The following is a 26,265-nucleotide window of genomic DNA, read 5'->3' as shown; positions in this document are numbered from 1 at the left end:
TCATATGACCAAGGTCAGTCATGCCCCCTTGCTCAGAAAACTGGCTCTGGTCGTGCTCGTCATGTTTGGTTTTGCCTTTGCGCTGGTGCCGCTTTATGACGTCTTCTGCCGGATCACCGGCCTCAATGGCAAGACGTCTGATCAAGCGGCCAGTACGGAGCGGGCGGTGATCGACAGCAAGCGGAGCATCCAGATCGAGTTTCTTGCTCATGCGGATACCCGGATGCCGTGGGAGTTCAGTGGTGAAACGGCTCGGCTGTCGGTGCGGCCGGGGGAGGTGAAAATGGTCAACTTTCGGGTCTTCAATCCCACGGAGCGGGCCATGGTGGGTCAGGCGGTCCCGTCGGTCTCTCCCGGTCCCGCCGCAGCCTATCTGAAGAAAGTGGAGTGTTTCTGCTTCAATCGCCAGGAGCTGAGGGCAGGGCAGAGCAAGCTGATGCCGCTCAAGTTCTATATCGATCCGGCACTACCGGACAGCATCAATACCATCACGCTCTCCTACTCGCTCTATGACATCACGGAGTCCGTACCTGCACCGGCACTCGCACAGAGGAAATGACCATGGCCAAGGTGAACCAGACCTATTATGTCCCGGACCAGAGTCGCTGGCCCATCATTGGTGCCATTGCACTGTTTTTCCTGGCGTTGGGGGCGGGACATCTGGTCAATGAAGTGGCGAGTGGGCAGACCGGTTTCGGCCGGTATCTGATGATGGCCGGTGTCGCCCTGCTGGCATTCATGTTGTTTGGCTGGTTCCGTCACATCATCCGGGAGTCCATGACCGGGCTCTACAGCGCCCAGATGGACAGATCCTTCAGGCAGGGCATGGTCTGGTTCATCTTCTCCGAAGTGATGTTCTTTCTGGCTTTTTTCGGAGTGCTGTTCTATGCCCGCCAGCTTGCGGTGCCCTGGCTGGATGGTGCGGGCCACAGGGTGATGACGGGCCAGCTGCTGTGGCCGGATTTCACCGCTCACTGGCCCCTGCTCAAGACGCCCGGCGGGGCCACGACCCAGGCCATGCCTTGGCAGGGGATCCCCCTCATCAATACCTTGATCCTGCTTGGCTCCTCCGTGACCCTGCTGTTTGCACACATGAGTCTGGAAAACGGCAGACGCATGCGGCTCAAGGGGATGTTGCTGGCAACCGTGGTGCTCGGGCTGACATTCCTGTGGTTTCAAGGCTATGAGTATCTGCATGCCTATCGGGATCTCGGACTGCGGCTGGATTCCGGCATCTATGGCAATACCTTCTTCATTCTGACCGGGTTCCATGGACTGCACGTGCTGCTGGGCACCCTTTTCCTGACCATCATCTGGCTGCGCATCATGCTGAGGGATCATTTCACCCCACAGCGTCATTTCGCTTTCCAAGCTGCGGCCTGGTACTGGCACTTCGTCGATGTGGTCTGGCTCTGTCTGTTCGTCTTTGTCTACCTGCTTTGATGCCGTGCTCAGTAGGGGCGCGGGTTGGGTTCCAGCCAGCCCATCGCGAGAGAGAGCAGCAGTATGATGACCACCAGCAGGGAGAAGAAGACGCGCCGGCCCAGAGGTACCGACATCTTTTGCGTATTGCCTGCACTGAGCATCAGCCAGAGGGCGTGAAACAGCTGGCCGATGATGAGCAGCAGCATGAGTACCAGAACGACCTTGATCAACATCTTGGGATCCTCCTCGATATGCGCGATTCGGCTGCACGAGACAAGCGACGACCATGGCATCACAGACGCTGGTTCGTCTTGTTGTTCACTCTGGTGGTGACGGCCGGTTTGTGCAAGCTGGCGTTCTGGCAGTGGCAGCGCGGAATGGAAAAAACGGCCTGGCTGGCGCAGATGGCAAAGATGCAGCAGGCCGGGCCAAGGACATTGGCCCAGATCGACTGGCAACACCCGGAGTCACTGGATGGCCAGCCTCTGCAAGGGAAAGCCGAGTGGGTCAGCCCTTATGTCTGGTTGCTGGACAACCAGATCGTCAACGGGGAGGTTGGCTATGACGTGCTCATCCCGGTACGCGCAGAGGGGGGATCCTCACTGTTGCTGGTCAACCTGGGATGGGTGCCCGCACCATCCGACAGGTCGCAATTGCCCAATCCCGCCATCCCCGCCGCAATGACCCTTGAAGGTGTGCTGCGCATCGCTCCCGGCGGCTTCCTGCTGGGACAGAACATAGAACCAGGCCCCTACCCGAACCGGCTGCAATCCATCAGGGTCGAGATCCTGCGACAGGCAATCGGAGCCCCGCTTGCAGACGCCGTGTTGTATCAAAGACGAACCCCATTCCTCTATCACTACCAGCACAATGTCATGCCTCCTGAAAAACACCGGGCCTATGCGGTGCAATGGCTCGGCTTGGCGCTGGTGGTTCTGTCAGGGGGGGTCATGCTGACAAGGAGGTGCTCCCCATGAGCGGATGGCAACGCTGGAGGGTGCCAGCGCTCTTTGCTGCGGTGATCCTGCTGCCTGTGGTGCTGGCGGCTCTGACTCTTCACCAGGGCTGGTATGAACCCGGCACGCGCAGCAAGGGGCACTGGCTGCACCAGGAGATCTACCTGTTGCAACCGCTTCCTGCCCATCAGCACCAATGGCGACTGGTCTATCTGGTGGTCCCTCGCTGCGAGGGGCAATGCCGGCAGGTCCCTGTGCTGATGGCGCGCATCCAGGCTGCACTTGGCCGCAACCTGGACAAGCTGGAGCTGGTCCAGTTGACGCCACCTCACGAGGCAAACAGTGAAATGAGGGAGGGGGATATACTGCTGGTGGACGCCCGCGGGCTGGCCATCTTGCGTTACGAGGTACCCGGCAGCACGACGACCTGGCCGTTGCTTGGCAAGGCGGTACTGTCGGATCTGCAGCAACTGCTCAAGTATCAGCGTGGGGTGCAGTGACGATGCAGCCGGCATGGAACTCGCATCTTCTGGCTACTGCACGGTCAGCGAGGCGGCATATGAAGATGCACAAGAGGCTGGCATCCGTGGCCATTGCGCTGGCAGTTCTTGTCATCGCGCTCGGTGCTTATACCCGGTTGACGGATGCCGGGCTGGCATGCCCCGATTGGCCAGGTTGCTATGGTTCCCTTGCCATTCCCCGCGCCGAGCATGCGGAACTGGCGGCACAACGTTATCCGGCTAGCCCGCTTGTTCCTCACAAGGCGCGCAGCGAGATGGTGCATCGCTACTGCGCCGGGGGGCTGGGAGGCGTGATTGTGCTCCTGTCCGGCTTGGGCTGGTGTACAGGCGGCCGACTGCGTCACCTCTCGCTCATCTTGCTGGTGCTGGTTGCAGGTCAGGCGGCGCTGGGTATGTGGACGGTGACCCTGGCCCTGCATCCCCTGGTGGTGACCACTCATCTGCTGGGCGGCTTCGCCATCCTGACCTTGCTTTGGCTCTATCGGGCCGAATTGGCAGGTTTCCCTGTATCCCCGCCCGTACACCAGGGGGTGTCCTGGCTTGGCAGCATGGCCTGTGGCGTGCTGCTGCTGCAGATCGCGCTGGGGGGCTGGACATCGGCGAACTATGCGGCCATGGCGTGTGTGGAGTTTCCCTTGTGCCAGGGCAACTGGCAGGCAGAGCTGAATTGGGCGCAAGCCTTTCATCTCCCTATGGGGCACGCCAGCTATGAGTTCGGCGTGCTGGGCAAGGAGGCGCGCCAGACCATTCACATCGCCCATCGCCTGGGAGCACTGACCACGGCCTTGCTGGTGGGGGCTTTCGCCCTCGCGCTGCTCTGCCAGCGGACGCCCCTGAGAGGGTTTGGCTGGTTGTTGCTGGGTCTGCTGACCGTGCAGATTGCCTTGGGATTGGCGAACGTCCATCTGGCCCTGCCGCTGGCCAACGCCCTTGCACACAATCTGGTGGCCGCCCACCTGCTGGCCTGTTGTGTGCTGGCGCGCGGGAGCCTCTCTTTGCCTCATCACAACCCCTTGCCATCCCCTGGGATGGTCAGGAGCCGGACATGAATGGGAGAGGGCGGGCACAGCGCTTTGCCCTCCGCCGGGTGCGCGATTATTGTCAGTTGACCAAACCAAAGGTGGTTGCCCTGCTGCTCCTGACCGCCTGGGTGGGCATGCTGCTGGCCGAGCCGACACGCGCCTCTCTGGACGAGATGATACTGGGCCTGGCGGGGATTGGACTGCTCGCTGCCGGGGCGGCGGCCATGAACCATTCTCTGGATTGCGGCATCGATGCCCGGATGCGCAGAACGCGCTGGCGCCCGGTCGCCACGGGACGGATCACGCCGGGGCAGGCGATGAGTTTCGCGATCTGTCTGGCACTGTCGGGGTTTGTTCTGCTCCATTGGGGCGTGAATCCCCTGACTGCCTGGCTGACTTTGGCCAGCCTGTTCGGCTATGCGGTCGTCTATACCCTGCTGCTGAAGCGGGCCACGCCGCAGAATATCGTCATCGGCGGATTGGCGGGAGCCATGCCACCGCTCTTGGGCTGGACCAGCATCACGGGGCAGCTCTCGGCCGAGCCCTGGCTGCTGGTGATGATCATCTTTACCTGGACGCCGCCCCATTTCTGGTCCCTGGCCATCCACCGGCGCGATGACTATGCCGGTGCCGACATTCCCATGCTGCCCGTCACCCACGGCACCGATTTCACCAAGACAGCCATCCTGCTCTATCTGCTGATCCTGACGCTCGTCTGTCTGCTGCCCTATCTGATTGGTATGTCAGGGCTTGTCTACCTGGTCGGCAGCCTGGGGTTGAACCTCGGATTCTGCTGGCATGGCTGGCTGTTGAAGTATGGGGATCGGCCCGGCCAGGCGATGCGCACCTTCCGTTTCTCCATCTATCACCTGATGCTGCTGTTTGGTCTGCTTATTTTGGATCACCACTGGCTGTGGCGGTTGTCATGACGTTGATGCTGGTCGAGGTCGGGTGAATGGTGACGCTGCGTCGGTGCACAGCAGGGATGCACAGACCTGATGCAAAACAAGATGGCCCCTTGGGGCCATCTTGTTTTCAGGGGGACGGAGTGGAGCCTAGAGCTTGACCATGATATGGCGCGGCACCGTGTAGTCCTCCAGCGCATAGAGGGAGAGATCCTTGCCGTAGCCTGACATCTTCATGCCGCCGTGGGGCATCTCGGAGGTGAGCATGAAGTGGGTGTTGATCCAGGTGCAGCCGTACTGCAGGTGGCTGGCCACCTTGCTGGCAAGGCTCAGATCCTTGGTCCAGACCGAGCTGGCGAGGCCGTAGTCCGAGTCGTTGGCCCACTGCACCACCTGCTCGGCGTCGCCAAAGCGGGTCACCGACACCACCGGGCCAAATACCTCCCGGCGCACAATTTCATCCTCCTGACGGGCATGGGCGATCAGGGTCGGTTCGAAGAAGAAGCCGTTGCCGGGGCGGATCTTGCCTCCCGCCGTCACCTCCACGTGACCGCTGCTCTGGGCCCGCTCCACGAAGCTGGCCACCCGGTTGCGCTGCCGGTCCGAGATGAGCGGCCCCATCTCCACCCCCTCCTCGCGCGGACCGCCCACCTTGATGGAGGCAACCGCCTCGGTCATGGCGGCGACGAACTTGTCGTAGATCTTGCCCTGGGCATAGATGCGGCAAGCGGCTGTGCAATCCTGGCCGGCGTTGTAGAAGCCGAAGGTGCGAATGCCGGCCACCACGGCCTCCAAGTCTGCATCGTCAAAGATGATGACCGGCGCTTTGCCGCCAAGCTCCAGATGGGTGCGCTTCATGGTGCGGGCGGCGCTCTGCAGGATCTTCTGGCCAGTGGCGATGTCACCGGTGAGGGACACCATGCGCACCAGCGGGTGCTCCACCAGCGGCGCCCCCACGCTCTCGCCCCGGCCGCAGACGATGTTGATGACGCCGCGGGGGAACAGCTCGCTGGCGAGCTCCGCCAGGCGCAGGGCGGTGAGCGGGGTCTGCTCGGAGGGCTTGAGCACCACCGTATTGCCGGCGGCGAGCACCGGGGCCATCTTCCAAGCCGCCATCATCAGCGGATAGTTCCAGGGGGCGATACTGCCCACCACACCGATGGGGTCGCGGCGGATCATGCTGGTGTGCCCCTCGATGTACTCCCCCGCCAGCGGCCCCTGCAGGCAGCGGGCGGCGCCGGCGAAGAAACGGAAGCAGTCCACCACCGCGGGCAGCTCGTCATTGAGCACCGCCAGATAGGGTTTGCCGCAGTTGAGGGATTCGAGGGCCGCAAACTCCTCGGCGTGGCGCTCGATGGCATCGGCCAGGCGCAGCAGCAGGGTACTGCGGCTCGCCGGGGTGGTGCGGCTCCACTGGGCGAAGGCGCGCTGGGCGCCGTTCACCGCCCGGTTCACCTGCTCGAACGAGGCTTCTGGCACGGAGGCTATGAGCTCCCCGGTGGCCGGGTTGAGGATGGGCTCGGCCTGGCCGTCACCGGTGACGAACTGACCGTCGATCAAAAGTTGGGTAGAGAGTTTCATGGTTGCATCCTTGCGCACGCGTTGAGTCGTTATTTGCCACTGCCGGCAACGTCTTGGCCGTCGCGGGTGAGGTAGTAGGCAAGCAGAATGGGAATGGTGGTGAAGGCCACTATGATGAGCGCCACCACGTTGGTGACCGGCCTGTCCCGTGGCCGGATCAGCTCCTGATACATCCAGATCGGCAGCGTGGTCTGCTGGCCAGCGGTGAAGGTGGTGACGATCACCTCGTCAAAGCTGAGCGCGAACGCCAGCATGCCCCCCGCCAGCAGGGCGGTGGCGAGGTTGGGCAGGATCACGTAGCGCAGGGTCTGGAAGCCGTCGGCCCCGAGATCCATGGACGCCTCGATGAGGCTCTGGTTGGTGCGGCGAAAGCGCGCCAGGGCATTGTTGTAGACCACCACCACGCAGAAGGTGGCGTGACCGATGACGATGGTCCAGAAGCTGAAAGGGATCTCCATCACCCCGTAGGCGGAGCGCAGCGCGATGCCGGTGACGATGCCGGGCAGGGCGATGGGCAGCACCAGCAACAGCGATACCACCTCCTGGCCGAAGAAGCGGCTGCGGGCGATGGCCCCCGCCGCCAGGGTGCCGAGCACCATGGCGGCCAGCGTCGCCAGTCCCGCTACCTCCAGCGACAGCTGGATGGCGCGCCACACGTCGGGGCGGTTGAGGGTCACCTCGAACCACTTGAGGGTGAGGCCGGGGGGCGGGAACTGGTAGCTCTTGCTCTCGCTGGTGAAGGCGTAGAGGAAGATGAACAGGATCGGAAAGTGCAGGAACAGGAGACCGCCGATGGCCGCGTACTTGAGCAGGCCGGAGGGTTGGCTGCCGTGGTCCCGTTTCATGGAGGTATTAGAGCGCATCGAAAGCCCCCAGACGTTTCGCGATGGTCAGGTAGATGGCGATGATGAGGATCGGCACCAGCGAGAAGGCGGCGGCGAAGGGCAGGTTGCCCGCCGTGCCCTGCTGCATGTAGACCACCTGACCTATGTACATGGTGGAGTTGCCTATGATGCCGGGGATGATGTAGTCCCCCAGCGTCAGGGAGAAGGTGAAGATGGAGCCCGCCACCACGCCGGGCAGGGCCAGCGGCAGGATCAGGGTGCGAAAGGTCTGGGCCGGGGTGGCGCCGAGATCGCCGCTCGCCTCCAGCAAGGAGCGCGGGATCCGCTCCACCGCCGCCTGGATGGGCAGGATCATGAAAGGCAGCCAGACGTAGACGAACACGATGAATGTGCCGATGCGCGAGAACGAGAGCGACGGCCCCCCTATCACCGGCAGCGAGAGGATGGCGTCCAGCAGCCAGTCCAGTCCCAGAGTATCTGCCAGCCAGCTGATGACCCCCTCCTTGGCCAGGATCAGCTTCCAGGCGTAGACCCGTACCAGATAGCTGGACCAGAGCGGCAGCATGATGCCGACGTAGAATAGGGCTCGGGTCTTGCCGCTGGTGTAGCGCGCCATGTAGTAGGCTATCGGAAAGCCGAGCAGGGCGCAGGCCAGGGTCACCAGCAGCGACATGCCGACGGTGCGCAGGATCACGTCCAGGTTCTCAGCCCGCAGCAGGGCGACGAAGTTCTGCAGCCCCAGGTCGTGGCGGATCTGGCCGCTGAACTCGTCCAGTCCGAAGAAGGCGTTGGAGAGCAGCATCAGCAGGGAGCCGACATAGATGATGCCAAGCCAGAGCAGGGGGGGCCCCAGCAGGATGGCCAGCAACAGACCCGGCCGCCCGTAGAGCAGGGTGGAGAGGCGCCGCAGCGGCCGATAGGAGAGGGGGGCAGTGGGTTGGCTCATGGCAAGGCTCACACTGTGGGGGGCGCTCATGGTTGAGCTCCCAGAGGGGCGGTGTGCAGGCGATGGATCGCCTGCTCCGGCCAGCTGAGGCTGACCCGGGCGCCACGGGGCAGACGGGCCTGGCCCTCGTTGGGGTGGTTGACGATAAGCTCGAGCTGCTCGCCAAGATCGACCCGGTAGCGCACGAAGGGGCCGAGGTACTCCACTTCGCGCACCTCCCCTGACCAGCCCGGTGTGCCGGCCTCGGCGAGCCGGATCCGCTCCGGGCGTACCATCATCTGGCGCTCATCGCCGCACAGACGGCGGGCCTGCTCCCCCTCGAACAGGTTGACTGTGCCGACGAAGCGGGCGACAAAGGGGGTGGCGGGGGCGTCGTAGATGGTATCCGGCGCGGCAATCTGCTCGATCTTGCCCTGATTGAAGATGCAGATGCGGTCGCTCATGGAGAGCGCCTCCTGCTGATCGTGGGTGACGAAGATGAAGGTGATGCCGAGCTGGCGCTGCAAGGCTTTCAGTTCGAGCTGCATTTGCTCGCGCAGCTTGAGGTCGAGCGCCCCGAGCGGTTCGTCCAGCAGCAGGATGCGCGGCTGGTTGATCAGCGCCCGGGCGATGGCGATGCGCTGGCGCTGGCCGCCGGAGAGCTGGCCCGGCTTGCGGTTGCCGACGCCGGGCAGGCGCACCAGTTCCAGCATCTCGTCCACCTTGCGATAACGCTCCGCCTTGGCGACGCCCTTGAGCATCAGGCCGTAGCCGATGTTGTCGCGCACATCCATGTTGGGAAACAGGGCGTAGTCCTGAAACACGGTATTGAGGTTGCGATCGTAGGGGGGCACGGTGGAGCAAGGCTCGCCGAACAGTCGGATCTCCCCCTCGCTCGGGTATTCGAAGCCCGCGATCATCCGCAGGCAGGTAGTCTTGCCGGAACCGCTCGGCCCCAGCAGGGTGAAAAACTCGCCGGCCGGGATCTGGAAGGAGATGTCGTCGACCGCCTTCACCTCGCCATAGTGGCGGCTGACCCGGTCAAATTGTACGGCATTCATGGGACGTCCTTGTCTGTGTGGGAAGCGGGCCGGACTCCTGTCCGGCCCCATCTGGTTATCCGGTCTTAGCGGCCACCCAGGATGGCGATATAGTCCGAAACCCAGCGATAGTAGGGCACGCAGGTTCCCTGGCTCTTGCACTGGGAGACAGGAGTACGCCAGAAGTGAACCCGATCGAAGTTGTCGATGCCGTTGGTCTTGCACCCCTCTTTCCCGAGCAGGGCATTGCCTTCGCAGGCGGCCGGTACCACGGGCACGGAGCCGAACCAGGAGGCGAGATCCCCCTGCAGCTTGTTGTTGAGGGAGTGCTCCAGCCACTGATAGGCACAGGTGAGGTTCTTCGCCTCGCTGTGCACCATGCTGGTATCGGCCCAGCCGGTGACGCCCTCCTTGGGCACCGTCGTGGCGATGGGCTGCTTGTCGGCGATCAGGGTATTGGCCTGGAACGGCCAGGAGCCGGAGGCCACCACCCCCTCGTTCTTGAAGTCGTCGATCTGGACGAAGGCATCGTGCCAGTAGCGTCCCACCAGCTTGCGCTGCTGGCGCAGGAGGTCGAGGGCGGCCTTGTACTGATCCTCGTTCAGCTCGTAGGGATCCTTGATGCCGAGCGCCGGCTGGTGGCTCATCAGATAGAGGGCGGCATCGGCGATGTGGATGGGGCCGTCGAACGCCTGCACCCGCCCCTTGTTGGACTTGCCGTCCGGCAGGGTCTGCTCCTCGAACACCACGTTCCAGGAGTCGGGCGCCTTGGGAAACACCTTGGTGTTGTACATCAAGATGTTGCCGCCCCACTGGTAGGGCACGCCATAGTGCTTGCCGTCTACCGTGTGCCAGGGGGCATTCTGCAGGCGGGGGTCTATCTTGCTGTAGCTCGGGATGAGCGCCAGGTTGAGCACCTGCACCTTGCCGCCGGCGATGAGGCGCAGGCTGGCGTCGCCGGAGGCGGTCACCAGGTCGAAGCCCCCCTCGTTCATCAGCGCCACCATCTCGTCCGAGGTGGCGGCCGTCTTGACGTTGACCTTGCAGCCGGTCTCTTTCTCGAAGCCGGTGACCCAGTCGTAGTTCTTGTCGGTCTCGCCGCGCTCCACATAGCCGGCCCAGGCCACGATGTTGAGCTGGCCTTCACCCTTGCCGAGGGTGGTGGGGGCTGCCTGGGCCTGGCCTGCCAGCAGCGCCGGGATCAGGGCCTGGGTCAGAGGGGTCAATTTCATCTTGCTCTCCTTGCATGATTGGCAACCGTGGCGGCGCCACAGTAGGCATTAACATCCTGTTAACCAGCCATGAGCGTAGGAGAAGCCGGGAGCAATGAGAATTTCAATTTTTAACGGCTTTGGTATCTGTAAAATCGATATCGAGTGCAGATGAATCTGATTTTTTTGCCGGAGTCACGGCTGTTCAGGCTCAGTCCTAGCGGGGGAGGTGCTGGCGGGCCCGTAGCCGGCTCTGGTCTCTGGCGATGTCGATGAACTCGCGTGCGGCCCAGTCAAGGCGCGAGCCGCGCCGCCACACCAGACCGATGTCGATGGCGGGGATGGGCTCCTTGATGGCGCGGGCCTCGACCCGCTCCTGCTCCAGGGACCAGGGGCGGTAGGCAAAGTCCGGCAGCAGGGCGAGCCCGAGCTGGCTCGCCACCAGGCTGCGCACCGCTTCCACCGAGGCGGTACGCAGCACGATGCGCGGCGCGATACCGTAGCGGCGCAGGCCACCGCCGATGATCTGGTCCAGCTGGTCGGCGGTCAGCGAGATCATGGGCTCCTCGCCGAGCGCCTTGAGGGAGAGGGTCGACTCGGCGCAGAGGGGGTGGTTGGCGGCGAGCCAGACCCGCAGCGGCGAGCGGGTCAGCAGCTCGGTATCGAACGCCTCCTGGCGGATGGTGCGGTTGGTCATCAGGATCCCCACGTCCACCTCGCCGTTGACGATCTGGTGCTCGAGGTAGGGCTGCTCATCCTCTTTCACCTCGATCTGTACCGCCGGGAAGGCGCGGCGAAAACGGCCGAGAGCCTCCGACAGATAGTAGCCTGCCACTAGCGTGGTTACGCCTATGGTAAGCCGCCCCTGATCCTGCTGGGCCACCGCCTTGAGGGACTGGCCGGCTTCGGTCATGGCGCTTAGGATGCGACGGGCGTGCAGCAGAAACTGGTGACCTTGGGTGGTGAGGCTGACGCCGCGCGGGTTGCGCTCGAACAGGGCGGCGCCGAGCTCGGTCTCCAGCTCGCGGATGGCGCTGGTGACCGCCGACTGGGAGATGTGCAGCTCGGCGGCTGCCCGGCTCACCGAGAAGCTGTCGGCCACCGCCACGAAATAGCGGATCTGGCGAAAGGTGAAGTTCATCTGGGCGTCCTGCCACGTGCGATCAAGGTGAGTGCCAGCTTAACCTCGAATCGCACCCAGACAAAAGGCGCCGTGATGGCGCCTTTGTCGTTGTTTTTACGGAAATTAGCGGGTTGTCACCGCCTCTGTGACCGGTACACGGTTCACTCCCTTGCCCAGATAGGCGAGGGTGATGGTCACTATGATGCAGGTGAAGCTGAGCCACATGTAGGGCAGGTAGTCGAGGGTCGCCACCCCCAGTACCCCGGCCATGAAGATGCCGTTGTCGCTCCAGGGCACCATGCCGCAGGTGAGGGTGCCGCCAAACTCGGCGTTGCGGGAGAGGTTCTTGCGCGCAAGCCCCAGTCTGTCGTAGTTCTTGGCCATGATCTTGGGGGTCAGGATCAGGGACACATACATGGCCGAACCGAACACGTTGGCCAGGAAGGCGGTGCCTATGGTGTGGCTGGTCAGGCTGCCGGCGCTGTTGATGCGCTTCTCGAAGGCACTGGCGATGACGGAGAGGATGCCGACCTTCTCCAGCAGACCGCCGAAGCCCAAGCCGAAGATGATGACGGCCACGGAACCCAGCATGGACTCCATGCCGCCACGGCCCAGGATGTTGTCGATGAAATCGACGCCTGAGGTGATGGCAAACGGGCTGTAGGCGGAGTGCATTGCCTTCACCGGATCCATGTCCTGGAAGACGATGGCCCAGACAAGACCCAGCAAGGCGCCGAAGCTGATCACCGGGAAGGCGGGCTTGCGGTTGGCCAACAGGCCCAGCACCAGCACCACGGGCACTATGGCCATGGGGGTGATGTTGAACTGCTTGTCGAGGGCGTCCATCACCAGATTGACCTGCTCCAGGCTGACGTTGCCGGAATACTGCATGCCGACCACGGTGAACAGGGCGGCGGTGATGACGTAGGAGAACAGGCTGATGGGCAGCATCCCCTTGATGTGTTCCATCACGTCGACGTTGGACATGGTCGAGGCCAGCACCACGGAGTCGGAGAGCGGGGAGAGCTTGTCACCGAAGTAGACGCCGGAGAGCACGGCACCGGCTACCAGCGGCGCGGGTACCCCCAGGCTGTGGCCTATACCCATCATGGCGATGCCGGCGGTGGCCGCCGAGCCCCAGGAGGTGCCGGTGGCCAGCGAGGTGAGAGAGCAGATGATCAGGGTCGCCAGCAGGAAGATGGAGGGGTGTATCACCTTGAGGCCGAAGTAGATGATGCTGGGGACTATGCCGCCGGCAATCCAGGTGCCCACCAGGGCACCGACGGAGATCAGTATCAGGATGGCCCCCATCCCCTTGGCGACGCCGTCGACTGCCGCCTGCTCCAGGGATTTGTAATCGTGGCCGAGCTTGATGCCGAGTCCCATGATGACGAACCAGGCGATGAACAGTGCCAGCTGGATTGGCAGATCCAGCACGCTGGTGAAGGAGAAGGCCAGGGCCAGGAAAATGGCCAGGCAGGCAAATACTTGCGACATGCCCGGCAATCGGATGTGGTGTTGTTGGTTTTGCATAGACGCTCCCTAAACTCTTGCTCGCCAAGGTCAGCCCCTCTCGTCCTGCGGATGCGTCGATCCCGAGAGGCTTACCAAAAGAGGGCGCAATCTACCATAAAGCAGAGGTGTAAAATCCCTGCTCATTCGGCAAAACAGCTTTAAAATTTTAAAATCCCACAAAATAGTTGATCTAATCGGCATTTTTCACTGTTCAATCGACACCGTTTGATAGCCGGAGATCCATAGGCAAGTTCGATTGCAGATGGCAACACCAAAGATGATAATAGTTATCATTAATGTTTTTCGGACCAATGCCAATGAACTGGATAGTACGCGCTCTGATCTTGGCCGCCCTTCTGGCGGTGCTGGTCTGGGGTCAGGAGAAGGAATACGGGTTCTGGAGCCTGGGGTTCTTGCTGGCTGCCTGGGTCATGCTGGAACCCAGGCTGAGACCGGTGTTGATCCTGCTGCCGGTTGCGGGAATGACAGGGGTCGTCACTCTGCTCTGGCAGCAGGGCTGGCATTAAGCCTGGCGAGTGGGGACGGCCTGGATCTTGTCGTAGGCCTGGCGCAGGGAGGCGATGACCTTCTTCTCCATCTCGCTGCGTTCGGCGTCTGTCGTGAAGTAGATCATGTCGACATCGTGGCGGATATAGTGGGAAGGAAGCTGGTTGAGTGTCAGGCAGCAGAGGTCTGCCAGCTGATAGGGGGTCAATGTTCGAGCCAACCCCTGCTTTTCTATCTCCTTGAGCACCAGATGCTCATAGAAGTTGTGAATATCGGTATCCAGGATCATGGGAAAACCCCCGTGGTGGCGTAGCATCTTCAACAGCATAGCCATGGGGAATGAAAACACAAAAGGCCCGTTACTCTCGTAACGGGCCTTTGCAGAATGAATGGTGCGAAGAGAGGGACTCGAACCCTCACATCCGTGGGACACTAACACCTGAAGCTAGCGCGTCTACCAATTCCGCCACCTTCGCACACTGATTTTCTCCAGCTGGTTTTTAAATGCGGTTGGAGCGCATTTTCTGTGTTTTACATGCCAGAAGCATGGTGCGAAGAGAGGGACTCGAACCCTCACACCCGGGGGGCACTAACACCTGAAGCTAGCGCGTCTACCAATTCCGCCACCTTCGCACATCGGGTTATCAGTCTGGATTTACATGCTGTCTGACAAAAGCATGGTGCGAAGAGAGGGACTCGAACCCTCACACCCGGGGGGCACTAACACCTGAAGCTAGCGCGTCTACCAATTCCGCCACCTTCGCACATCGGGTTATCAGTCTGAATTTACATGCCGTCTGATAAGAGCATGTTGCAGTATGGTGCGAAGAGAGGGACTCGAACCCTCACATCCGTGGGACACTAACACCTGAAGCTAGCGCGTCTACCAATTCCGCCACCTTCGCATCACTGCGGTGGGGGATTCTATAGAGTTTTGGGGGGGCGTCAACAGCCAAAGGGGACTTTTTTCGCTGTTGACGGATAAAGGCGTGCCAAGGGCACAAAACTTCAGCAATCGGCGTCAGACGGTGGCCAGCGCATCCTGATACATCTGTTCGTACAGGATGACGGAGTCTGCCCAGTCGAAGCGGGTGTTCATGGCGTGGTGCTGCACACGGGCAAAACGTGCCGGCTCCTGCAGATAATGGAGCAGGCTGCGGCGCATGGCATCGAGCAAGGTGCTGGCAGTGGGATCGTTGAAGCAGAAACCGGTCGCGTGCGCCGGGTCGGCATCCCAGTCCACGACGGTATCTTTCAATCCGCCGACGGCCCTCACCAGGGGCAGGGTGCCATAGGCCAGACTGTACATCTGGTTGAGCCCGCATGGCTCGAACAGAGAAGGCATCAGGAAGAAGTCGGCGCCGGCCTCCACCAGGTGGGCCAGACGGTCGTCATAGGCATTGATGAAGGCAAACTTGTCGGGATGATGCTGGGCAATGCTCTGCAACTGGGCGGCGAGAGAGGGATCACCGGAGCCCACAATTACCACCTGGACCTGATGCTGCAAGAACTTGTCTAGCGCCGGGATGAGCAGGTGTACTCCTTTCTGCTCGGTCAGTCGACACACCATGCCATAGATGGGGAGGTTGCCGACGGGGAGCCCCGTCTCCTGCTGAAGGATGCGCTTGCAGGTGTGTTTGCCATCCAGGTTGTCGGCATCATAGGTGGCGGGCAACAGAGGATCGAAGGCGGGATCCCAGTCCTGATAGTCACAGCCGTTGAGGATGCCACGCAGGTCAGCTGCCCGCTGCTGGAATACGCTGGCCATGCCGTGAGCGCCCAGGTGTGTCAGCAGCTCGCTGGCGTAGTTGGGGCTGACCGCATTGATCTTGTCTGCGTAGAGCACACCGCACTTGAGCAGATTGATGTGACCATAGTCGTAGTTGATGCGCTGCTCGTAGTCGTGGATTTCCGGCACGGCCCAGAACTGCTGGCGATCGAACACGCCCTGAAAGGCCGCGTTGTGAATGCTGATGACCGACCGGGTGCGCTGGAAGAAGGGGTTGTGGGCATGACGGGTTTTCAGCAGCAGCGGCAGCAGACCGGTGTGCCAGTCGTTGCAGTGGGCGATGTCGGGAGCGAAACCCAGCTGTTCGCACGCATGCAGGGCCGCCGCGGCCAGAAAGGCAAAGCGTTCACCGTTGTCGGGATAGGCCTGGTTGTTCTCGGCATAGAGCTGGGGGCGGTCGAAATAGTGCGGGCAATCGAGCAGATAGACGCAGATCCCGTCCAGTTCCAGCTGATGGATGCGATAGCTGATATCACTGCGATCCTGGGGGGTAGGGAGCCAGCGCGAGGCGAGGAGGGTGGCCTCGTCCCGGCGCTTGATGGTCTTGTAGAAGGGCATAATGATGCGCACATCGTGCCCCTGACGGGCGAGATGCTGCGGCAGGGCCTTGGCCACATCTGCCAGGCCCCCGGTCTTCACCAGCCCCTCAACCTCCGAGGCTACAAACAGGATTTTCAGTGGGTTAATAGCCAACTCTTGCTCCCTTAGGTACCACGACGATACCGCCTTCGGATACGGTAAACCGCTCTCTGTCATGGTCCAGATTCTCACCGATCACGGTGCCGGGTGCAATTTCAACGTTTTTGTCGATGATGGCGCGGCGAATGGAGCAACCTTCGCCGATTTTCACATCCCCCAGCAGCACGGATTCACTGATGTGGCTGCAGGGGCCTATGTTGCAGCGAAATCCCAGTATGGATCGCTGGATCTGGCTGCCCTGAATGAAGCAGCCACCGGAGATCAGGGAGTTGGCGATCTTGACTTTGCAGTCGTCGGTATCGATGAAGGTGGCGGGGGGCAGGGGCGGGTAATGAGTGTGCAGCGGCCACTTGCGATTGTAGAGAGAGAAGGGGGCATCGTCGGCCACCAGGTCCATGTGTGCCTGCCAGTAAGAGTCGAGCGTTCCCACATCGCGCCAGTAGACGTTGGGCTTCTCGCCCGGGATCACGTTGGTGCTGTAGTCGTAGACGTAGACGGGGGCACGGGGGAACAGGCTGGGAATGATGTCCTTGCCGAAATCGTGACTGGAGTTCTCCTCGGCGGCATCCCGCTTGAGCTCCCGATAGAGGGCCTCTGTCTCGAAGATGTAGTTGCCCATGGAGACCAGGGCCTGGGTGGGGTCGCCGGGGATGTGTTTCGGGTGACGGGGCTTTTCTTCAAAGCCAATCATGCGCCCTTCCTGATCCACTTCGATCACCCCGAAGGCGCTTGCTTCCTCGATGGGCATGCGCAGGGCCGCGACGGTCAGGGCGGCCGCTTTCTGCTTGTGGAAGCTCACCATCTGGCTCACGTCCATCTTGTAGATGTGATCGGAGCCGAAGATGCAGACGTGCTCGGGGTCGGAGATCTCGATGAAGCGCAGGTTCTGGTAAATGGCGTCTGCGGTGCCGTCATACCAGCGTTTGCCCATTCGCATCTGGGCCGGAATGGGATCGATGAAGCGATCCGTGATGCCGACGATGTTCCAGCCCTTCTTCATGTGCAGATAAAGGGACTGGGACTTGAACTGGGTGAGTACATAGATGCGCAGGAAGTCGGCGTTGACGAAGTTGTTGAGCACGAAGTCGATCAACCGGTAACTGCCGCCAAAGGGTACGGAGGGTTTGCTGCGGGTGGTTGTCAGCGGTTGCAGTCGGGTACCTTCACCGCCTGCCAGTATCATGGTGAGTATGCCTGCCATCGTCGTTCTCTCCCTGAGATCATGATGTTGAAAAGGTTTTCATATTGCTGCGAAAAAAACACCCCTAAAGGGGTGGTAAACGTTTTCTTGGTACCTTAAAAGATCCCGTCTGGCACTCTCTACTTGTTTTATTACAACCGTTGCACTTCTTTAGGCTTTGCTCAGATACACCTTGAATTTGGCATCGCCCGCGATCACCTCGGTCTGTTTGAAGTGCGCATCGAGTATAGGCTGGTATCGCAGGAAGGCATTGGCGACTATGGTCAGGGCGCCATTTGCGGTCAGGTACTCAGGTGCCTTTGCCAGGAAGGTTTCGGTGGCGGCGTAGAAGGTCTTGAGCCCGGCATGGAAGGGGGGATTCGAGACAATCTGTTGGAATGTTTCGGCAATGTCGGAATAGACATCGGAGGCATGAACACGTCCGCTCAGACCGTTGACCGCCAGGGTTCGGCGGCTGGACTCCAGTGCCAGGGCATTGATATCCACCATGGTGACAGCCAGGGCCGGGTTGCGCTTGGCCAGCACGGAACCGATGACGCCGGCGCCGCAGCCAAAGTCGAGCAGCTTGCCCGTTACGGGGAGGAGGCTCGCCAGCAGCATCTGGGTGCCGAGATCCAGGCCGTCTGCACTGAAGACCCCGGGCAGGGCCATGACGGTCAGGGTGGTGTCGCCCGCCTGGCACTCATAGCGACTGAACCAGGCGTCCAGCTCGAAGGGGACAACCGGTTTGTCGAACGTGCCGTGGTAGAGAGAGCAGCGGCGCGCAGAGTCGCGTTTGATCGGTTTCTCGCCATAAGGTGCCAGCAGCTTGTCTGCCCCGTTGATGCCGCCCCGGTTCTCGCCGGCGAGGAACAGGTCGGCCCCGCTTTCGAGCAGCGGCGTCATCATGGCCAGCAGGTATTGCGCCTCGGCCTTGGCCTTGGGCATCAGCAGCAGCAGGGCATCGAATCGGGGGGCGCCCCCCAGCTGGTGATCGAACAGGATGGCGTCTCCCAGAGCGGCCTGCTGGCTGCGGTAATAGCAGTAATCCGTGGTGAAGACGGTCAGGCTTTGTGCCAGCTCGGCCAGTTGACGAGGATAATCATCCTCCAGGGCACCGCACACCAACAGCCGCTTGCCGACAAAGAGGGCTTGGTTACGTTCCAGCATCTGACTGACGGCACTGACAGGACGGCTCATTGGGTCTCTCCACGCATTTTTGTGCGGCCATTATACATGGCCGCTTTCGCCTTGACATTTATGCCGTGTTCCCGAAATATGCCCAGACGCCTTATTTACCCAGAGATGATGCAATGCGGTCATGCGTATCGAAACGAAAGCATAAACACAGCCTGACAATCGGGCCTGCTGGCGTGCGCGCGTAACCTCTCATCCCTGAGACGATTCAAGCCCCGGTAGCGACTCCCGTACCGGGGCTTTTTATTGACCAATCCATCTGTTTAGGAGAAGGAAATCCCATGTTTCAAGGTTCGATAGTTGCCCTGATCACCCCATTTCGACAGGGCCAGCTGGACGAGGCCGCACTGGCTCGCCTGGTAGAGTGGCACATAGAGCAGGGAACCCATGGCATAGTGCCGGTCGGCACGACCGGGGAGAGCCCGACCCTGACCCACGATGAGCATTGCCGCGTGGTGGAGCTGGTGGTCAAGCTGGTGGCCGGGCGCATTCCCGTGATCGCAGGTGCAGGCTCCAACAACCCGGTTGAAGCCATTGAATACACCCGCTATGCCGAGCAGATGGGAGCGGATGCCACCCTGCATGTGGCCGGTTACTACAACCGCCCCAATCAGGAAGGGCTCTACCACCACTTCAAGGCGGTGCACGACGCCACCACCAAACCCATCATCGTCTACAACATTCCGCCCCGCGCCATCGTTGACGTGCAGCCGGCGACCCTGGCCCGTCTGGCCGAGTTGCCGCGCATTGCCGGCGTGAAGGATGCCACCGGTGATCTGGCCCGCCCCTGGGTTGAACGCCAGCTCATCAAGAAGCCGTTTGCCTGGCTCTCCGGTGAAGACGCCACCGCCGTGGCCTACAACATCGGTGGTGGCCAGGGTTGCATCTCGGTGACAGCCAACGTGGCCCCCAAGCTGGTGGCCGAGGTGCAGAACCTGGCGCTGGCCGGTGAGTGGCAAGCTGCCCGCGAATTGCAGGACAAGCTCATTCCGCTGCACCAGGCCATGTTCGCCGAGCCGAGCCCCGCAGGGGCCAAGTATGCGGTCTCCCTGCTGGGTCTGTGCAGCGAAGAGTGCCGTCTGCCGGTGATGCCGCTCTCCGAGGCCACCCGCGAGCGCATCCGCAGTGCCATGCAGGCATTGAATCTGTTGTAAAAACTGGGCTCTGGATCTCGCTTTTGATTGCCCGGTCAATTAATGGCCGGGCTTTGCCGATATACTCGCTTGGATACAACCAAGGATGATTTGGCATGGAAGAATGGGATCCGGAGCACTTCACCAGTTTTGAACATCTCTGTGAAGTGACCTTGTCTGCGGTCAGGGAAAAAACAGAGGCTGAACAGATCTATCTGTGGCTGCGTGCTCCGACGCCCCAGCTCTATCACTATCGCCCGGAACAGGGTCTGCTCTGCCTGAGCGCTGACATCCTCTCTTCCCTCGAGTTGCCCATCCTCTTCATCGAACGTTCCCTTGCGCTCGGCCAGTTGCTGGTGGAGCCCATCGCGCCGACCCGTGCCATCTGGGAGCGGGAGAGCGTCGAACCCGAGATCCCGCGCCTGCGCGCCAGCTTCCCCCTCAAGCGTCACAAGGGGCTGGAGGCCGTGGTCTATCTGGAAACCCGCCGTCGTCTCGATCGCCTGCCAAGACGCCAGCAGCAGAGCATCCAGCTGCTCATGCATTATCTCGCCGCCGAGCTCGAGAGTCGGCGACTCGCGGGACAGGTGGATCTGGAGCGGGATCAGCGGCTCCACACCCAGGCAGACCTCGTGCGCAGCCAGGCCCTGCAGGACTCTTTCCTCAGCATGCTGCAGGCGCTGCATCAGGTGGGGGTCAAGCTTTCCCGCTGCGAGAGCGAGGATCGTCTGCTGCACGACGCGGTGGCACTGGCCCGCCAGGAGTTGCAGTTCGATCGCATCGCCATCTTCCTGACTGACAGTGAATTCAAGACCATGCACGGTACCTGGGGTACCAACGAGGCGGGTGAGCTCATCGACGAGCGCCATTTCATCAGCCCCATTCCGGATCATCCCACGGTGCAGGAGGCGCTGCGTCGCAAGGACTATGTCCTGGTGCTGGAGGACACGCCTCTCTATTACGAGAAGCAGGAGGTGGGTCGCGGCTGGAACGCCATGGTGTCGCTCTGGGACGGGAGTACCCCCATCGGCTGGATCGCCGCCGACAACCTGCTCTGGCGGCGCCCCCTCAAGGCGTATCAGAGCGAGATCTTCAAGCAGTATGCCGCCGTGCTCTCCCAGTTGCTGATCCGCCAGCGCACCCAGGAGAAGCTTGAGCGCTTCAATCGGGAGCTGGAGCTGAGGGTGCAGGAGCGGACCCGGCAACTGGCCGATACCAACCGGGCGCTGGAGGAGGCCAACCGGCGCCTCTCTCTGCTGTCTCTGGAAGATCCCCTGACTGGCATCGCCAACCGCCGCCAATGGGACATCACCATGGAACGGGAGTGGGAGCGGGCTCGCCGCCATCAGGGCGTGCTGGCGGTGCTGATGATCGATGTGGACGAGTTCAAGTCCTACAACGATCACTTCGGCCACGGCAAGGGGGATCAGTGCCTGCAGCGGGTGGCGGCACTGCTGCAGGACACCGAGCGGCGGCGCACCAACCTGGTGGCCCGCTATGGGGGGGAGGAGTTTGTCATCCTGCTGTGTTCACCGCAGCCGGGAGAGGCAGAGCGGCTGGCGGAGCAGATCCACCACGGCCTTGACGCCTTGCAGATTCCCCATCCGGCCTCCCGGGTGGCGGCGACACTCACCGTCAGCATCGGGTTCAGCTATCTGGTCCCGTCATCAGACAAGGAGTGGCAAACCCTGACCGAGCAGGCGGATCAGGCGCTCTATCACGCCAAATCCCAAGGGCGTGCCTGTACCCTGGCCTATCGCTGACACCTGCGTGGAGGCTGCCTGCCCGGCATCAGATCCATGCTGATCTGTATACGTGCGGGCTTTCAGATCCACGCCGCCCTGTATAAATGAGGTGGCAAGCGTTTCTCGCCATCTGGCGCATGGCGATGCGCCCGCTCTCTGGCTAGAATGGGGGCCCATTTTTCACAGACAGATCCTGCACCATGACCCTATCCGGATTTCAAGGCCTGGTTTTCGACCTCGACGGCACTCTGGTGGACTCCATGCCCTTGCACCTGGCCGCCTGGGAGCACACCGCCCGCGAGTTTGGCTTTCGGTTCGACGCCGACTGGTTTTATGAGCTGGGAGGCATGCCCAGCCGCAAGATAGCCCTGCTGGTGGCCGAAGTGCAGCAGATCGCGCTGGATCCCCTGGTGGTGACACGCTGCAAGACCGAACACTATGTCGCCAACCTGCACAAGGCCACCCCCTTCCCGGCCATGCTGGATCTGGTGGAACGCTATCACGGCCGGATCCCCATGGGCATAGGGACAGGCTCTCCCCGTATCAATGCCGAAGCGGTGCTGCGCAACACAGGGCTGGATCGGTATTTCCCCGTGGTGGTCACCGCCGACGACGTGGAGCTGCACAAACCCCATCCAGACACCTTCCTGCTGGTGGCGCGACGCCTGGGGGTCGAGCCCGGTCAATGTCTGGTGTTCGAGGACACGGGCATAGGCGCACAGGCCGGTGAAGCGGCCGGTATGCAGGTCTGCATGGTCAGAGAGGGAAAACCGGTCGGGTTGACCTGCTGAGTAACGAAGACGAGCGGGTCAACAACCTGCTCGGGAGAGAAGCCCCACTCTCATACGGGACAGGCGAAACATGAGAGTGGGGAGCAGATGTCACTGGCTGACGCAGCGACACCGTCAGGATGGGCGGGGGCGAGATTTACTGCTCGCTGCCGCCACCCTGGTTGTCGTCATAACGGCTGGGTGCGCCATGGGGGCGCGGCGCCATGGAAACCCGTGGCTTGCGGGCCCGCTGGATGCTGACGGCAGGACGGCCGGAGTGCATGGCAATGGTTGAAATCTTGGCCTTGTAGACCAGTTGCTGATTGCCATGGGCATCGGTCAACAGCACGCTGTACTGGTCAAAACCGCTGATGGTCCCCTCCAGCTTGATGCCGCTCACCAGGAAGATGGCGACCTGGCTACGGTTTTTGCGCAACCAGTTGAGGGCAGAATCTTGCCCGTTCCCGAGGGAGAAGGCCTGCTCGATAGTGGAGTAGCTTGGGGATTCAGTTGTCATAAATTATTGTCCCGCGGAAAAAAAAGTGGCGTTTGATTGTGCTAAATGGTCACTGCCTTGTCAAAGTCATTCTCACACCCGGGCAGGATGGACAACGACAGGGCTGGTCGGCAGGGGCCGCTGCTGCAATAATTGGCGGCTCTGGCCCCGTGGCGGGCCTCATGCTGGGGTCTTATCTTGCATCCGGTTTCACACCAACATCCACCCACCTATACCCATGACGCGACCGCCTGCGAAGAGTGTGACCTGCTGGTGCCGGCCACCAAGCTGGCCGTGGGGGAGACGAGCAGTTGTCCGCGCTGCGGCCATACCCTGACTCGTCATCTTCCGGAGCAGGAGCGCAGGCCCATCGCCTATGGCTTTGCGGCCATCATCATGTTCGTGCTCTCCAACGCCTTTACCTTCATGTCGTTCTCGGCCAAGGGGGTGGGGCAGGAGATGACCTTCCTGCAGTGCATCACCACCCTGGTGGATCAAGGTTACCTGTTCCTCGGGGCCGTGCTGAGCATTACCCTGATCGGGTTGCCGCTGGTCTATATCGGCTCCATCATGCTGGTGCTGTGGCGCCTGGACAAGGATCTGCACAGCAAAGCTCTGCGCTCCCTTGGCCGCCTGCTGTGCCGGATCAAGCCCTGGCTGATGGTGGACGTCTTCCTCATCGGGGTGCTCATCTCGCTGGTCAAGCTGATGGGGATGGCCGACATCAAGATGGGGCTGTCGTTCTGGGCCTTCGTTGGCTACACCCTGCTGCTCATCAAGATGATCTCCTCCCTGGATCGGATGTGGCTGTGGCAGCGGCTGTTCGGCCCGACGGCGGCGAGGGAGCTGGATCCCGAGGAGAGCGCCCTGGCGTGCGGTCTGGTGGGCTGTCACATCTGCGGCGCCCTGAACGAGCAGGATGCCCATAGTTGCGTTCGCTGCGGTGATCACCTGCACAGCCGCAAGCCGGGTGGTCTGAACCGCACCTGGGCCCTGCTGATCACCTCGGTGATCCTCTATGTTCCAGCCAACCTGTATCCCATCATGGACACCGTGTTCCTGGGGGATGACAGCCCCTCGACCATCATGGGCGGGGTGGTGCTGCTGTGGGCCATGGGCTCCTACCCCATTGCCGCCGTCATCTTCTTCGCGAGCGTGGTGGTGCCGCTGGTGAAGATCCTGGCGCTGCTGTGGCTCTGCTACGTGGTGCAGCGCGGCCAGGGGGCATCTCCCCTCGGCAAGCTCAAACTCTATCGTATGACCGAATTTGTGGGGCGCTGGTCGATGATCGACGTCTTCGTGGTGGCCATCCTGGCCGGTCTCATCCGGCTCGACAATCTGATGACCATCTACCCTGGCCCTGCGGCCGTCGCCTTTGCTGGGGTCGTACTGGTCACCATGGTGGCTGCCATGAGTTTCGATTCCCGCCTGATCTGGGATTTACAACAAGGAGAACGCGAACGTGAGTGAGCGTAAGACAAGGTGGAAACCGGGCTCTGATTTCATGAGTTCGGCTGCCGCTATCTGGATGGTGCCCTTGCTGGCGCTCTTCATCGGCGCCTGGATGCTGTTCCAGCACTGGTATTCACAAGGGCCGAGCTTCACCCTGACGGTGGCGACCGCCGAGGGCATAGTGGCGGGCAAGACGGTGATCCGTTCGCGTGAAGTGGAGGTGGGCCGTATCGAGACCGTGGAGCTCAGCGAGGACTACAGCCATGCCGTGCTCAAGGCTCGCCTGACCAATGCCGCCGCCGGCATGCTCAAGAAAGACAGCCAGTTCTGGGTGGTCAAGCCCAGGGTCGGGCGTGAGGGCGTTTCCGGTCTTGGCACCTTGCTCTCCGGTGCCTATATCGAGCTTTCTCCCGGCAAGAAGGGCAGGGCGCGAAGCGAATACGCCATGCTGGACAGGCCACCCCTGGCATCCCTGGATGCCAAGGGATTGCGGCTCTCCCTGTCCAGCCGGGATGCCAACGCGCTGGGCGCGGGCTCCCCCATCAGCTATCAGGGATTCACCATCGGCCAGGTCGAAGAGGCCAAGTTCCTGCCCGAGAAGAGCGAGATGCAGTACCAGCTCTTCATCAACGCGCCTTATGACGTCCTGGTGAGCAGCAACTCCCGGTTCTGGTTGACGCCCGGCTTCGAGGTCTCCATGAGCAGCGAGGGGATGAAGGTGAAGATGGACTCGCTGGAGAGCCTGATCAACGGCGGCATCACCATGGGGCTGCCTCCCGGCTGGTTGCCGGGGGAACCGGTGAAACAGAACGACGAGTTCGTGCTGTTCAAGGACGAGGAGAGCGTGCTGGCCGGTAGCCTGGATCAGTTCATCGACTATGTCTTCCTGTTCGACAATGATGTGGGCGGGCTGCATCCCGGCGCGGCGGTACAGTATCGCGGCATCCGGGTCGGTACCGTCATCTCGGCTCCCTATCTCATCGACGACAAGGGCGTCCAGCTGTTCAAGAGCCGACAGATCCCGGTGCTGGCGCGCATCGAGGTGCAGCGTCTCTCCCACCGTTATGCCAATGCGGAGAAGGAGCAGTGGCGGGCCCTGTTCAACAAGCAGTTCAAGGAAGGGCTGAGGGCCAGCCTCAAGACCGCCAGCCTGCTGACGGGGGGCAAGGTGATCGATCTGAACTTCTATCCGGATGCGCCTGTCTATCAGCCGCTCAAGATGGCGGGCTATCAGGTCTTCCCGACCGCCCAGGCCGGGCTGGATCAGATCGAGCGCAAGGTGAACCTCATCCTCGACAAGTTCGTCGACATGGACATGGCCACCACCCTCACTCAGGTCAACAGCACCCTGATGACGCTGGACAAGACGCTCAAGCATGTCAGTGCCGTGAGTGCGAATCTGGAGCAGTTTACTGGTCAGCAGTCGACCCAGCAGTTGCCGGCCTCCCTCAACCAGAGCCTCAAGCAATTGCAGGAGACGTTGCAGACCTATGATGCCGGTTCCCAGACCAATCAGGAGCTGCGTCAGTCGGTGCAATCCCTCAACCAGCTGATGAGCGAGTTGCAACCTCTGGTCCATTCACTGAACGAGCAGCCGAGTTCGCTGATCTTTGACCGCGCTCGTCCGCGAGATCCCGAGCCCAAGCGAGGAAAATGATGAAAAAACGGATGTTGACGCTGGCCTTGCTGGGCCTGCTGGCGGGATGTGGCAGTGCGCCGACGACGCTGCATTACTATTCGCTGGATGCCGACACGGCGCCGTCGAGTGTCACCACGGCGCAGCCGCAGCACCAGTTGGTGCTGCGCCCCGTCGCCCTGTCCGGTCAGCTTGACCGGATGAGCCTGGTCTATCAGCTGGAGGGCAAGGAGCTGCACTTTGCCGAGTACCATCGCTGGGCAGGTTCCCTTGATGCCCAGTTGAACCAGTTGACCCTCAATGGCCTCTCCAGCCGCTTGCCTGGCTGGGTGGTGCGTCAGGACGGGGCCCGCAAGGGGCCTGTGCTGAGCATCTCGGTCGAGCGTTTCCAGGGGCGGCACGACGGCCGCGCCCTGCTGAGCGGTCGCTGGCGCCTGCTGACGGAGGAGGGGGTCGTGTTGAGAGATGTTCCCTTCCAGCAGGAGCGGGTGCTGCCTGCCGATGGGTATGGCGCCCTGGTGAACGAGCTGGGACAGGGCTGGCAACTGTTGCTCGATCAGATTGCGGCGGATGTACGCACGCGCATCTGAGG

The 26,265-nt window shown here is 61.7% G+C and carries 25 protein-coding genes, 4 tRNA genes and 1 pseudogene; 13 read left to right on the top strand and 17 right to left on the bottom strand.

Annotated elements, in window-relative coordinates:
* Window positions 1–4 precede the first annotated feature (4 nt).
* Both AB7E19_RS09260 and AB7E19_RS09255 read left to right on the top strand, forming a co-directional pair.
* Entirely contained in the window at window positions 5–559 is a 555-nt protein-coding gene (locus AB7E19_RS09260; RefSeq protein WP_010675772.1) for a cytochrome c oxidase assembly protein, read from the top strand.
* Window positions 560–561: 2 nt separating this feature from the next.
* On the top strand, window positions 562–1,443 hold the full coding sequence (locus AB7E19_RS09255; RefSeq protein WP_042864889.1) for a cytochrome c oxidase subunit 3: 882 nt from the start codon (window positions 562–564) through the stop codon (window positions 1,441–1,443).
* 8 nt (window positions 1,444–1,451) lie between these two features.
* Here the strand turns inward: AB7E19_RS09255 and AB7E19_RS09250 are convergent, their stop codons facing one another.
* Complete coding sequence (locus tag AB7E19_RS09250) at window positions 1,452–1,658, bottom strand: DUF2909 family protein (RefSeq protein WP_039039709.1); 207 nt, start codon at window positions 1,656–1,658, stop codon at window positions 1,452–1,454.
* A 78-nt stretch (window positions 1,659–1,736) separates the two neighbouring features.
* Here AB7E19_RS09250 and AB7E19_RS09245 point away from each other — a divergent pair, with 78 nt between their 5' ends.
* The 4 genes from AB7E19_RS09245 to cyoE are packed head-to-tail and all read left to right on the top strand — an operon-like array spanning window position 1,737 to window position 4,853.
* Entirely contained in the window at window positions 1,737–2,402 is a 666-nt protein-coding gene (locus AB7E19_RS09245; protein ID WP_427935045.1) for an SURF1 family protein, read from the top strand.
* On the top strand, window positions 2,399–2,881 hold the full coding sequence (locus AB7E19_RS09240; RefSeq protein ID WP_427935043.1) for a hypothetical protein: 483 nt from the start codon (window positions 2,399–2,401) through the stop codon (window positions 2,879–2,881). The genes AB7E19_RS09245 and AB7E19_RS09240 overlap by 4 nt, the downstream gene beginning before the upstream one ends.
* Before the next feature lie 59 nt (window positions 2,882–2,940).
* Window positions 2,941–3,951, top strand: a complete 1,011-nt coding sequence (locus AB7E19_RS09235) for a COX15/CtaA family protein (RefSeq protein ID WP_427935041.1) — start codon at window positions 2,941–2,943, stop codon at window positions 3,949–3,951.
* Window positions 3,948–4,853: a heme o synthase gene (cyoE, locus tag AB7E19_RS09230; protein ID WP_427935039.1), complete on the top strand. Its 906-nt coding sequence runs from the start codon at window positions 3,948–3,950 to the stop codon at window positions 4,851–4,853. The genes AB7E19_RS09235 and cyoE overlap by 4 nt, the downstream gene beginning before the upstream one ends.
* 126 nt (window positions 4,854–4,979) lie before the next feature.
* On the opposite strand, the gene AB7E19_RS09225 is transcribed toward cyoE, so the two are convergent.
* The 7 genes from AB7E19_RS09225 to nhaC all read right to left on the bottom strand — a co-directional run bounded on the left by AB7E19_RS09225 (window position 4,980) and on the right by nhaC (window position 13,087).
* Window positions 4,980–6,410, bottom strand: a complete 1,431-nt coding sequence (locus AB7E19_RS09225; RefSeq protein ID WP_319860118.1) for a gamma-aminobutyraldehyde dehydrogenase — start codon at window positions 6,408–6,410, stop codon at window positions 4,980–4,982.
* 29 nt (window positions 6,411–6,439) lie between these two features.
* The gene (locus AB7E19_RS09220; protein WP_019840685.1) at window positions 6,440–7,255 is read right to left on the bottom strand and encodes an ABC transporter permease; all 816 of its coding nucleotides are present in this window, start codon (window positions 7,253–7,255) and stop codon (window positions 6,440–6,442) included.
* A gap of 7 nt (window positions 7,256–7,262) precedes the next feature.
* Complete coding sequence (locus AB7E19_RS09215) at window positions 7,263–8,231, bottom strand: ABC transporter permease (protein WP_427935037.1); 969 nt, start codon at window positions 8,229–8,231, stop codon at window positions 7,263–7,265.
* Window positions 8,228–9,241: an ABC transporter ATP-binding protein gene (locus AB7E19_RS09210; RefSeq protein WP_151027274.1), complete on the bottom strand. Its 1,014-nt coding sequence runs from the start codon at window positions 9,239–9,241 to the stop codon at window positions 8,228–8,230. Before AB7E19_RS09210 ends, AB7E19_RS09215 begins: the two co-directional genes overlap by 4 nt.
* Before the next feature lie 65 nt (window positions 9,242–9,306).
* Entirely contained in the window at window positions 9,307–10,452 is a 1,146-nt protein-coding gene (locus tag AB7E19_RS09205) for an ABC transporter substrate-binding protein (RefSeq protein ID WP_427935034.1), read from the bottom strand.
* 196 nt (window positions 10,453–10,648) lie between these two features.
* Window positions 10,649–11,572: a LysR family transcriptional regulator gene (locus AB7E19_RS09200; protein WP_069651945.1), complete on the bottom strand. Its 924-nt coding sequence runs from the start codon at window positions 11,570–11,572 to the stop codon at window positions 10,649–10,651.
* 105 nt (window positions 11,573–11,677) lie between these two features.
* On the bottom strand, window positions 11,678–13,087 hold the full coding sequence (nhaC, locus tag AB7E19_RS09195) for a Na+/H+ antiporter NhaC (RefSeq protein ID WP_103243757.1): 1,410 nt from the start codon (window positions 13,085–13,087) through the stop codon (window positions 11,678–11,680).
* Between the two features lie 299 nt (window positions 13,088–13,386).
* Here nhaC and AB7E19_RS09190 point away from each other — a divergent pair, with 299 nt between their 5' ends.
* Window positions 13,387–13,596 (top strand): hypothetical protein, encoded by a 210-nt coding sequence (locus AB7E19_RS09190; protein ID WP_427935032.1) that lies wholly within the window; start codon window positions 13,387–13,389, stop codon window positions 13,594–13,596.
* On the opposite strand, the gene AB7E19_RS09185 is transcribed toward AB7E19_RS09190, so the two are convergent.
* From AB7E19_RS09185 to rsmC, 8 genes and pseudogenes are all read right to left on the bottom strand, one after another.
* The gene (locus AB7E19_RS09185) at window positions 13,593–13,865 is read right to left on the bottom strand and encodes a late competence development ComFB family protein (protein ID WP_029314828.1); all 273 of its coding nucleotides are present in this window, start codon (window positions 13,863–13,865) and stop codon (window positions 13,593–13,595) included. The two genes, AB7E19_RS09190 and AB7E19_RS09185, sit on opposite strands and share 4 nt — an antisense overlap.
* Before the next feature lie 101 nt (window positions 13,866–13,966).
* Window positions 13,967–14,052 (bottom strand) — tRNA-Leu (locus AB7E19_RS09180).
* A gap of 71 nt (window positions 14,053–14,123) precedes the next feature.
* Window positions 14,124–14,209: transfer RNA gene (locus tag AB7E19_RS09175), tRNA-Leu, on the bottom strand.
* Window positions 14,210–14,254: 45 nt separating this feature from the next.
* Window positions 14,255–14,340, bottom strand: a tRNA-Leu gene (locus AB7E19_RS09170).
* A gap of 55 nt (window positions 14,341–14,395) precedes the next feature.
* A tRNA-Leu gene (locus AB7E19_RS09165) sits at window positions 14,396–14,481 on the bottom strand.
* A gap of 116 nt (window positions 14,482–14,597) precedes the next feature.
* Window positions 14,598–16,058 (bottom strand): glycogen synthase GlgA, encoded by a 1,461-nt coding sequence (glgA, locus tag AB7E19_RS09160; protein ID WP_427935030.1) that lies wholly within the window; start codon window positions 16,056–16,058, stop codon window positions 14,598–14,600.
* Window positions 16,048–17,268, bottom strand: a pseudogene (gene glgC / locus AB7E19_RS09155) (glucose-1-phosphate adenylyltransferase); the annotation flags it as partial. The gene glgA and the pseudogene glgC, both read right to left, overlap by 11 nt.
* 147 nt (window positions 17,269–17,415) lie before the next feature.
* A complete protein-coding gene (gene rsmC / locus AB7E19_RS09150; RefSeq protein WP_427935028.1) occupies window positions 17,416–18,444 on the bottom strand; it encodes a 16S rRNA (guanine(1207)-N(2))-methyltransferase RsmC in 1,029 nt (342 codons plus the stop codon).
* Window positions 18,445–18,722: 278 nt separating this feature from the next.
* Between rsmC and dapA the strand changes: the two genes are divergently transcribed.
* The 3 genes from dapA to AB7E19_RS09135 all read left to right on the top strand — a co-directional run bounded on the left by dapA (window position 18,723) and on the right by AB7E19_RS09135 (window position 22,110).
* The gene (gene dapA, locus AB7E19_RS09145) at window positions 18,723–19,595 is read left to right on the top strand and encodes a 4-hydroxy-tetrahydrodipicolinate synthase (RefSeq protein WP_039040606.1); all 873 of its coding nucleotides are present in this window, start codon (window positions 18,723–18,725) and stop codon (window positions 19,593–19,595) included.
* A 95-nt stretch (window positions 19,596–19,690) separates the two neighbouring features.
* The gene (locus tag AB7E19_RS09140; RefSeq protein WP_041211732.1) at window positions 19,691–21,337 is read left to right on the top strand and encodes a sensor domain-containing diguanylate cyclase; all 1,647 of its coding nucleotides are present in this window, start codon (window positions 19,691–19,693) and stop codon (window positions 21,335–21,337) included.
* Window positions 21,338–21,519: 182 nt separating this feature from the next.
* A complete protein-coding gene (locus AB7E19_RS09135) occupies window positions 21,520–22,110 on the top strand; it encodes an HAD family hydrolase (RefSeq protein ID WP_043152842.1) in 591 nt (196 codons plus the stop codon).
* A gap of 136 nt (window positions 22,111–22,246) precedes the next feature.
* Here AB7E19_RS09135 and hfq read toward each other — a convergent pair whose 3' ends face one another.
* Complete coding sequence (gene hfq, locus AB7E19_RS09130; protein WP_039040603.1) at window positions 22,247–22,606, bottom strand: RNA chaperone Hfq; 360 nt, start codon at window positions 22,604–22,606, stop codon at window positions 22,247–22,249.
* A gap of 177 nt (window positions 22,607–22,783) precedes the next feature.
* Between hfq and AB7E19_RS09125 the strand changes: the two genes are divergently transcribed.
* Genes AB7E19_RS09125 through AB7E19_RS09115 form a run of 3 tightly spaced genes read left to right on the top strand, consistent with a single transcriptional unit; the run spans window position 22,784 to window position 26,263 of the window.
* Window positions 22,784–24,055, top strand: coding sequence for a paraquat-inducible protein A (locus AB7E19_RS09125; protein WP_161470352.1), 1,272 nt, complete (start codon window positions 22,784–22,786; stop codon window positions 24,053–24,055).
* Window positions 24,048–25,694, top strand: a complete 1,647-nt coding sequence (gene pqiB / locus AB7E19_RS09120) for an intermembrane transport protein PqiB (protein ID WP_069651939.1) — start codon at window positions 24,048–24,050, stop codon at window positions 25,692–25,694. Before AB7E19_RS09125 ends, pqiB begins: the two co-directional genes overlap by 8 nt.
* Entirely contained in the window at window positions 25,694–26,263 is a 570-nt protein-coding gene (locus AB7E19_RS09115) for a PqiC family protein (RefSeq protein WP_010675747.1), read from the top strand. Before pqiB ends, AB7E19_RS09115 begins: the two co-directional genes overlap by 1 nt.
* Window positions 26,264–26,265: the final 2 nt, after the last annotated feature.

Source organism: Aeromonas sp. (genome assembly GCF_050252055.1).
Lineage (GTDB): Bacteria > Pseudomonadota > Gammaproteobacteria > Enterobacterales > Aeromonadaceae > Aeromonas > Aeromonas caviae.
Note: the sequence above shows the minus strand (reverse complement) of the source record. Positions and strands in the feature narration are given on the sequence as shown.

What these genes read in the sequence shown, in the direction of transcription:
- nhaC (WP_103243757.1), bottom strand. Translation starts at nt 13,087, where the DNA reads ATGCAAAACCAACAACACCACATCCGATTGCCGGGCATGTCGCAAGTA.
- AB7E19_RS09235 (WP_427935041.1), top strand. Translation starts at nt 2,941, where the DNA reads ATGAAGATGCACAAGAGGCTGGCATCCGTGGCCATTGCGCTGGCAGTT.
- dapA (WP_039040606.1), top strand. Translation starts at nt 18,723, where the DNA reads ATGTTTCAAGGTTCGATAGTTGCCCTGATCACCCCATTTCGACAGGGC.
- AB7E19_RS09140 (WP_041211732.1), top strand. Translation starts at nt 19,691, where the DNA reads ATGGAAGAATGGGATCCGGAGCACTTCACCAGTTTTGAACATCTCTGT.
- AB7E19_RS09205 (WP_427935034.1), bottom strand. Translation starts at nt 10,452, where the DNA reads ATGAAATTGACCCCTCTGACCCAGGCCCTGATCCCGGCGCTGCTGGCA.
- AB7E19_RS09220 (WP_019840685.1), bottom strand. Translation starts at nt 7,255, where the DNA reads ATGAAACGGGACCACGGCAGCCAACCCTCCGGCCTGCTCAAGTACGCG.
- AB7E19_RS09135 (WP_043152842.1), top strand. Translation starts at nt 21,520, where the DNA reads ATGACCCTATCCGGATTTCAAGGCCTGGTTTTCGACCTCGACGGCACT.
- AB7E19_RS09200 (WP_069651945.1), bottom strand. Translation starts at nt 11,572, where the DNA reads ATGAACTTCACCTTTCGCCAGATCCGCTATTTCGTGGCGGTGGCCGAC.
- AB7E19_RS09115 (WP_010675747.1), top strand. Translation starts at nt 25,694, where the DNA reads ATGAAAAAACGGATGTTGACGCTGGCCTTGCTGGGCCTGCTGGCGGGA.
- AB7E19_RS09215 (WP_427935037.1), bottom strand. Translation starts at nt 8,231, where the DNA reads ATGAGCGCCCCCCACAGTGTGAGCCTTGCCATGAGCCAACCCACTGCC.
- cyoE (WP_427935039.1), top strand. Translation starts at nt 3,948, where the DNA reads ATGAATGGGAGAGGGCGGGCACAGCGCTTTGCCCTCCGCCGGGTGCGC.
- hfq (WP_039040603.1), bottom strand. Translation starts at nt 22,606, where the DNA reads ATGACAACTGAATCCCCAAGCTACTCCACTATCGAGCAGGCCTTCTCC.
- AB7E19_RS09225 (WP_319860118.1), bottom strand. Translation starts at nt 6,410, where the DNA reads ATGAAACTCTCTACCCAACTTTTGATCGACGGTCAGTTCGTCACCGGT.
- AB7E19_RS09250 (WP_039039709.1), bottom strand. Translation starts at nt 1,658, where the DNA reads ATGTTGATCAAGGTCGTTCTGGTACTCATGCTGCTGCTCATCATCGGC.
- rsmC (WP_427935028.1), bottom strand. Translation starts at nt 18,444, where the DNA reads ATGAGCCGTCCTGTCAGTGCCGTCAGTCAGATGCTGGAACGTAACCAA.
- AB7E19_RS09240 (WP_427935043.1), top strand. Translation starts at nt 2,399, where the DNA reads ATGAGCGGATGGCAACGCTGGAGGGTGCCAGCGCTCTTTGCTGCGGTG.
- AB7E19_RS09210 (WP_151027274.1), bottom strand. Translation starts at nt 9,241, where the DNA reads ATGAATGCCGTACAATTTGACCGGGTCAGCCGCCACTATGGCGAGGTG.
- AB7E19_RS09255 (WP_042864889.1), top strand. Translation starts at nt 562, where the DNA reads ATGGCCAAGGTGAACCAGACCTATTATGTCCCGGACCAGAGTCGCTGG.
- AB7E19_RS09185 (WP_029314828.1), bottom strand. Translation starts at nt 13,865, where the DNA reads ATGATCCTGGATACCGATATTCACAACTTCTATGAGCATCTGGTGCTC.
- AB7E19_RS09260 (WP_010675772.1), top strand. Translation starts at nt 5, where the DNA reads ATGACCAAGGTCAGTCATGCCCCCTTGCTCAGAAAACTGGCTCTGGTC.
- AB7E19_RS09190 (WP_427935032.1), top strand. Translation starts at nt 13,387, where the DNA reads ATGAACTGGATAGTACGCGCTCTGATCTTGGCCGCCCTTCTGGCGGTG.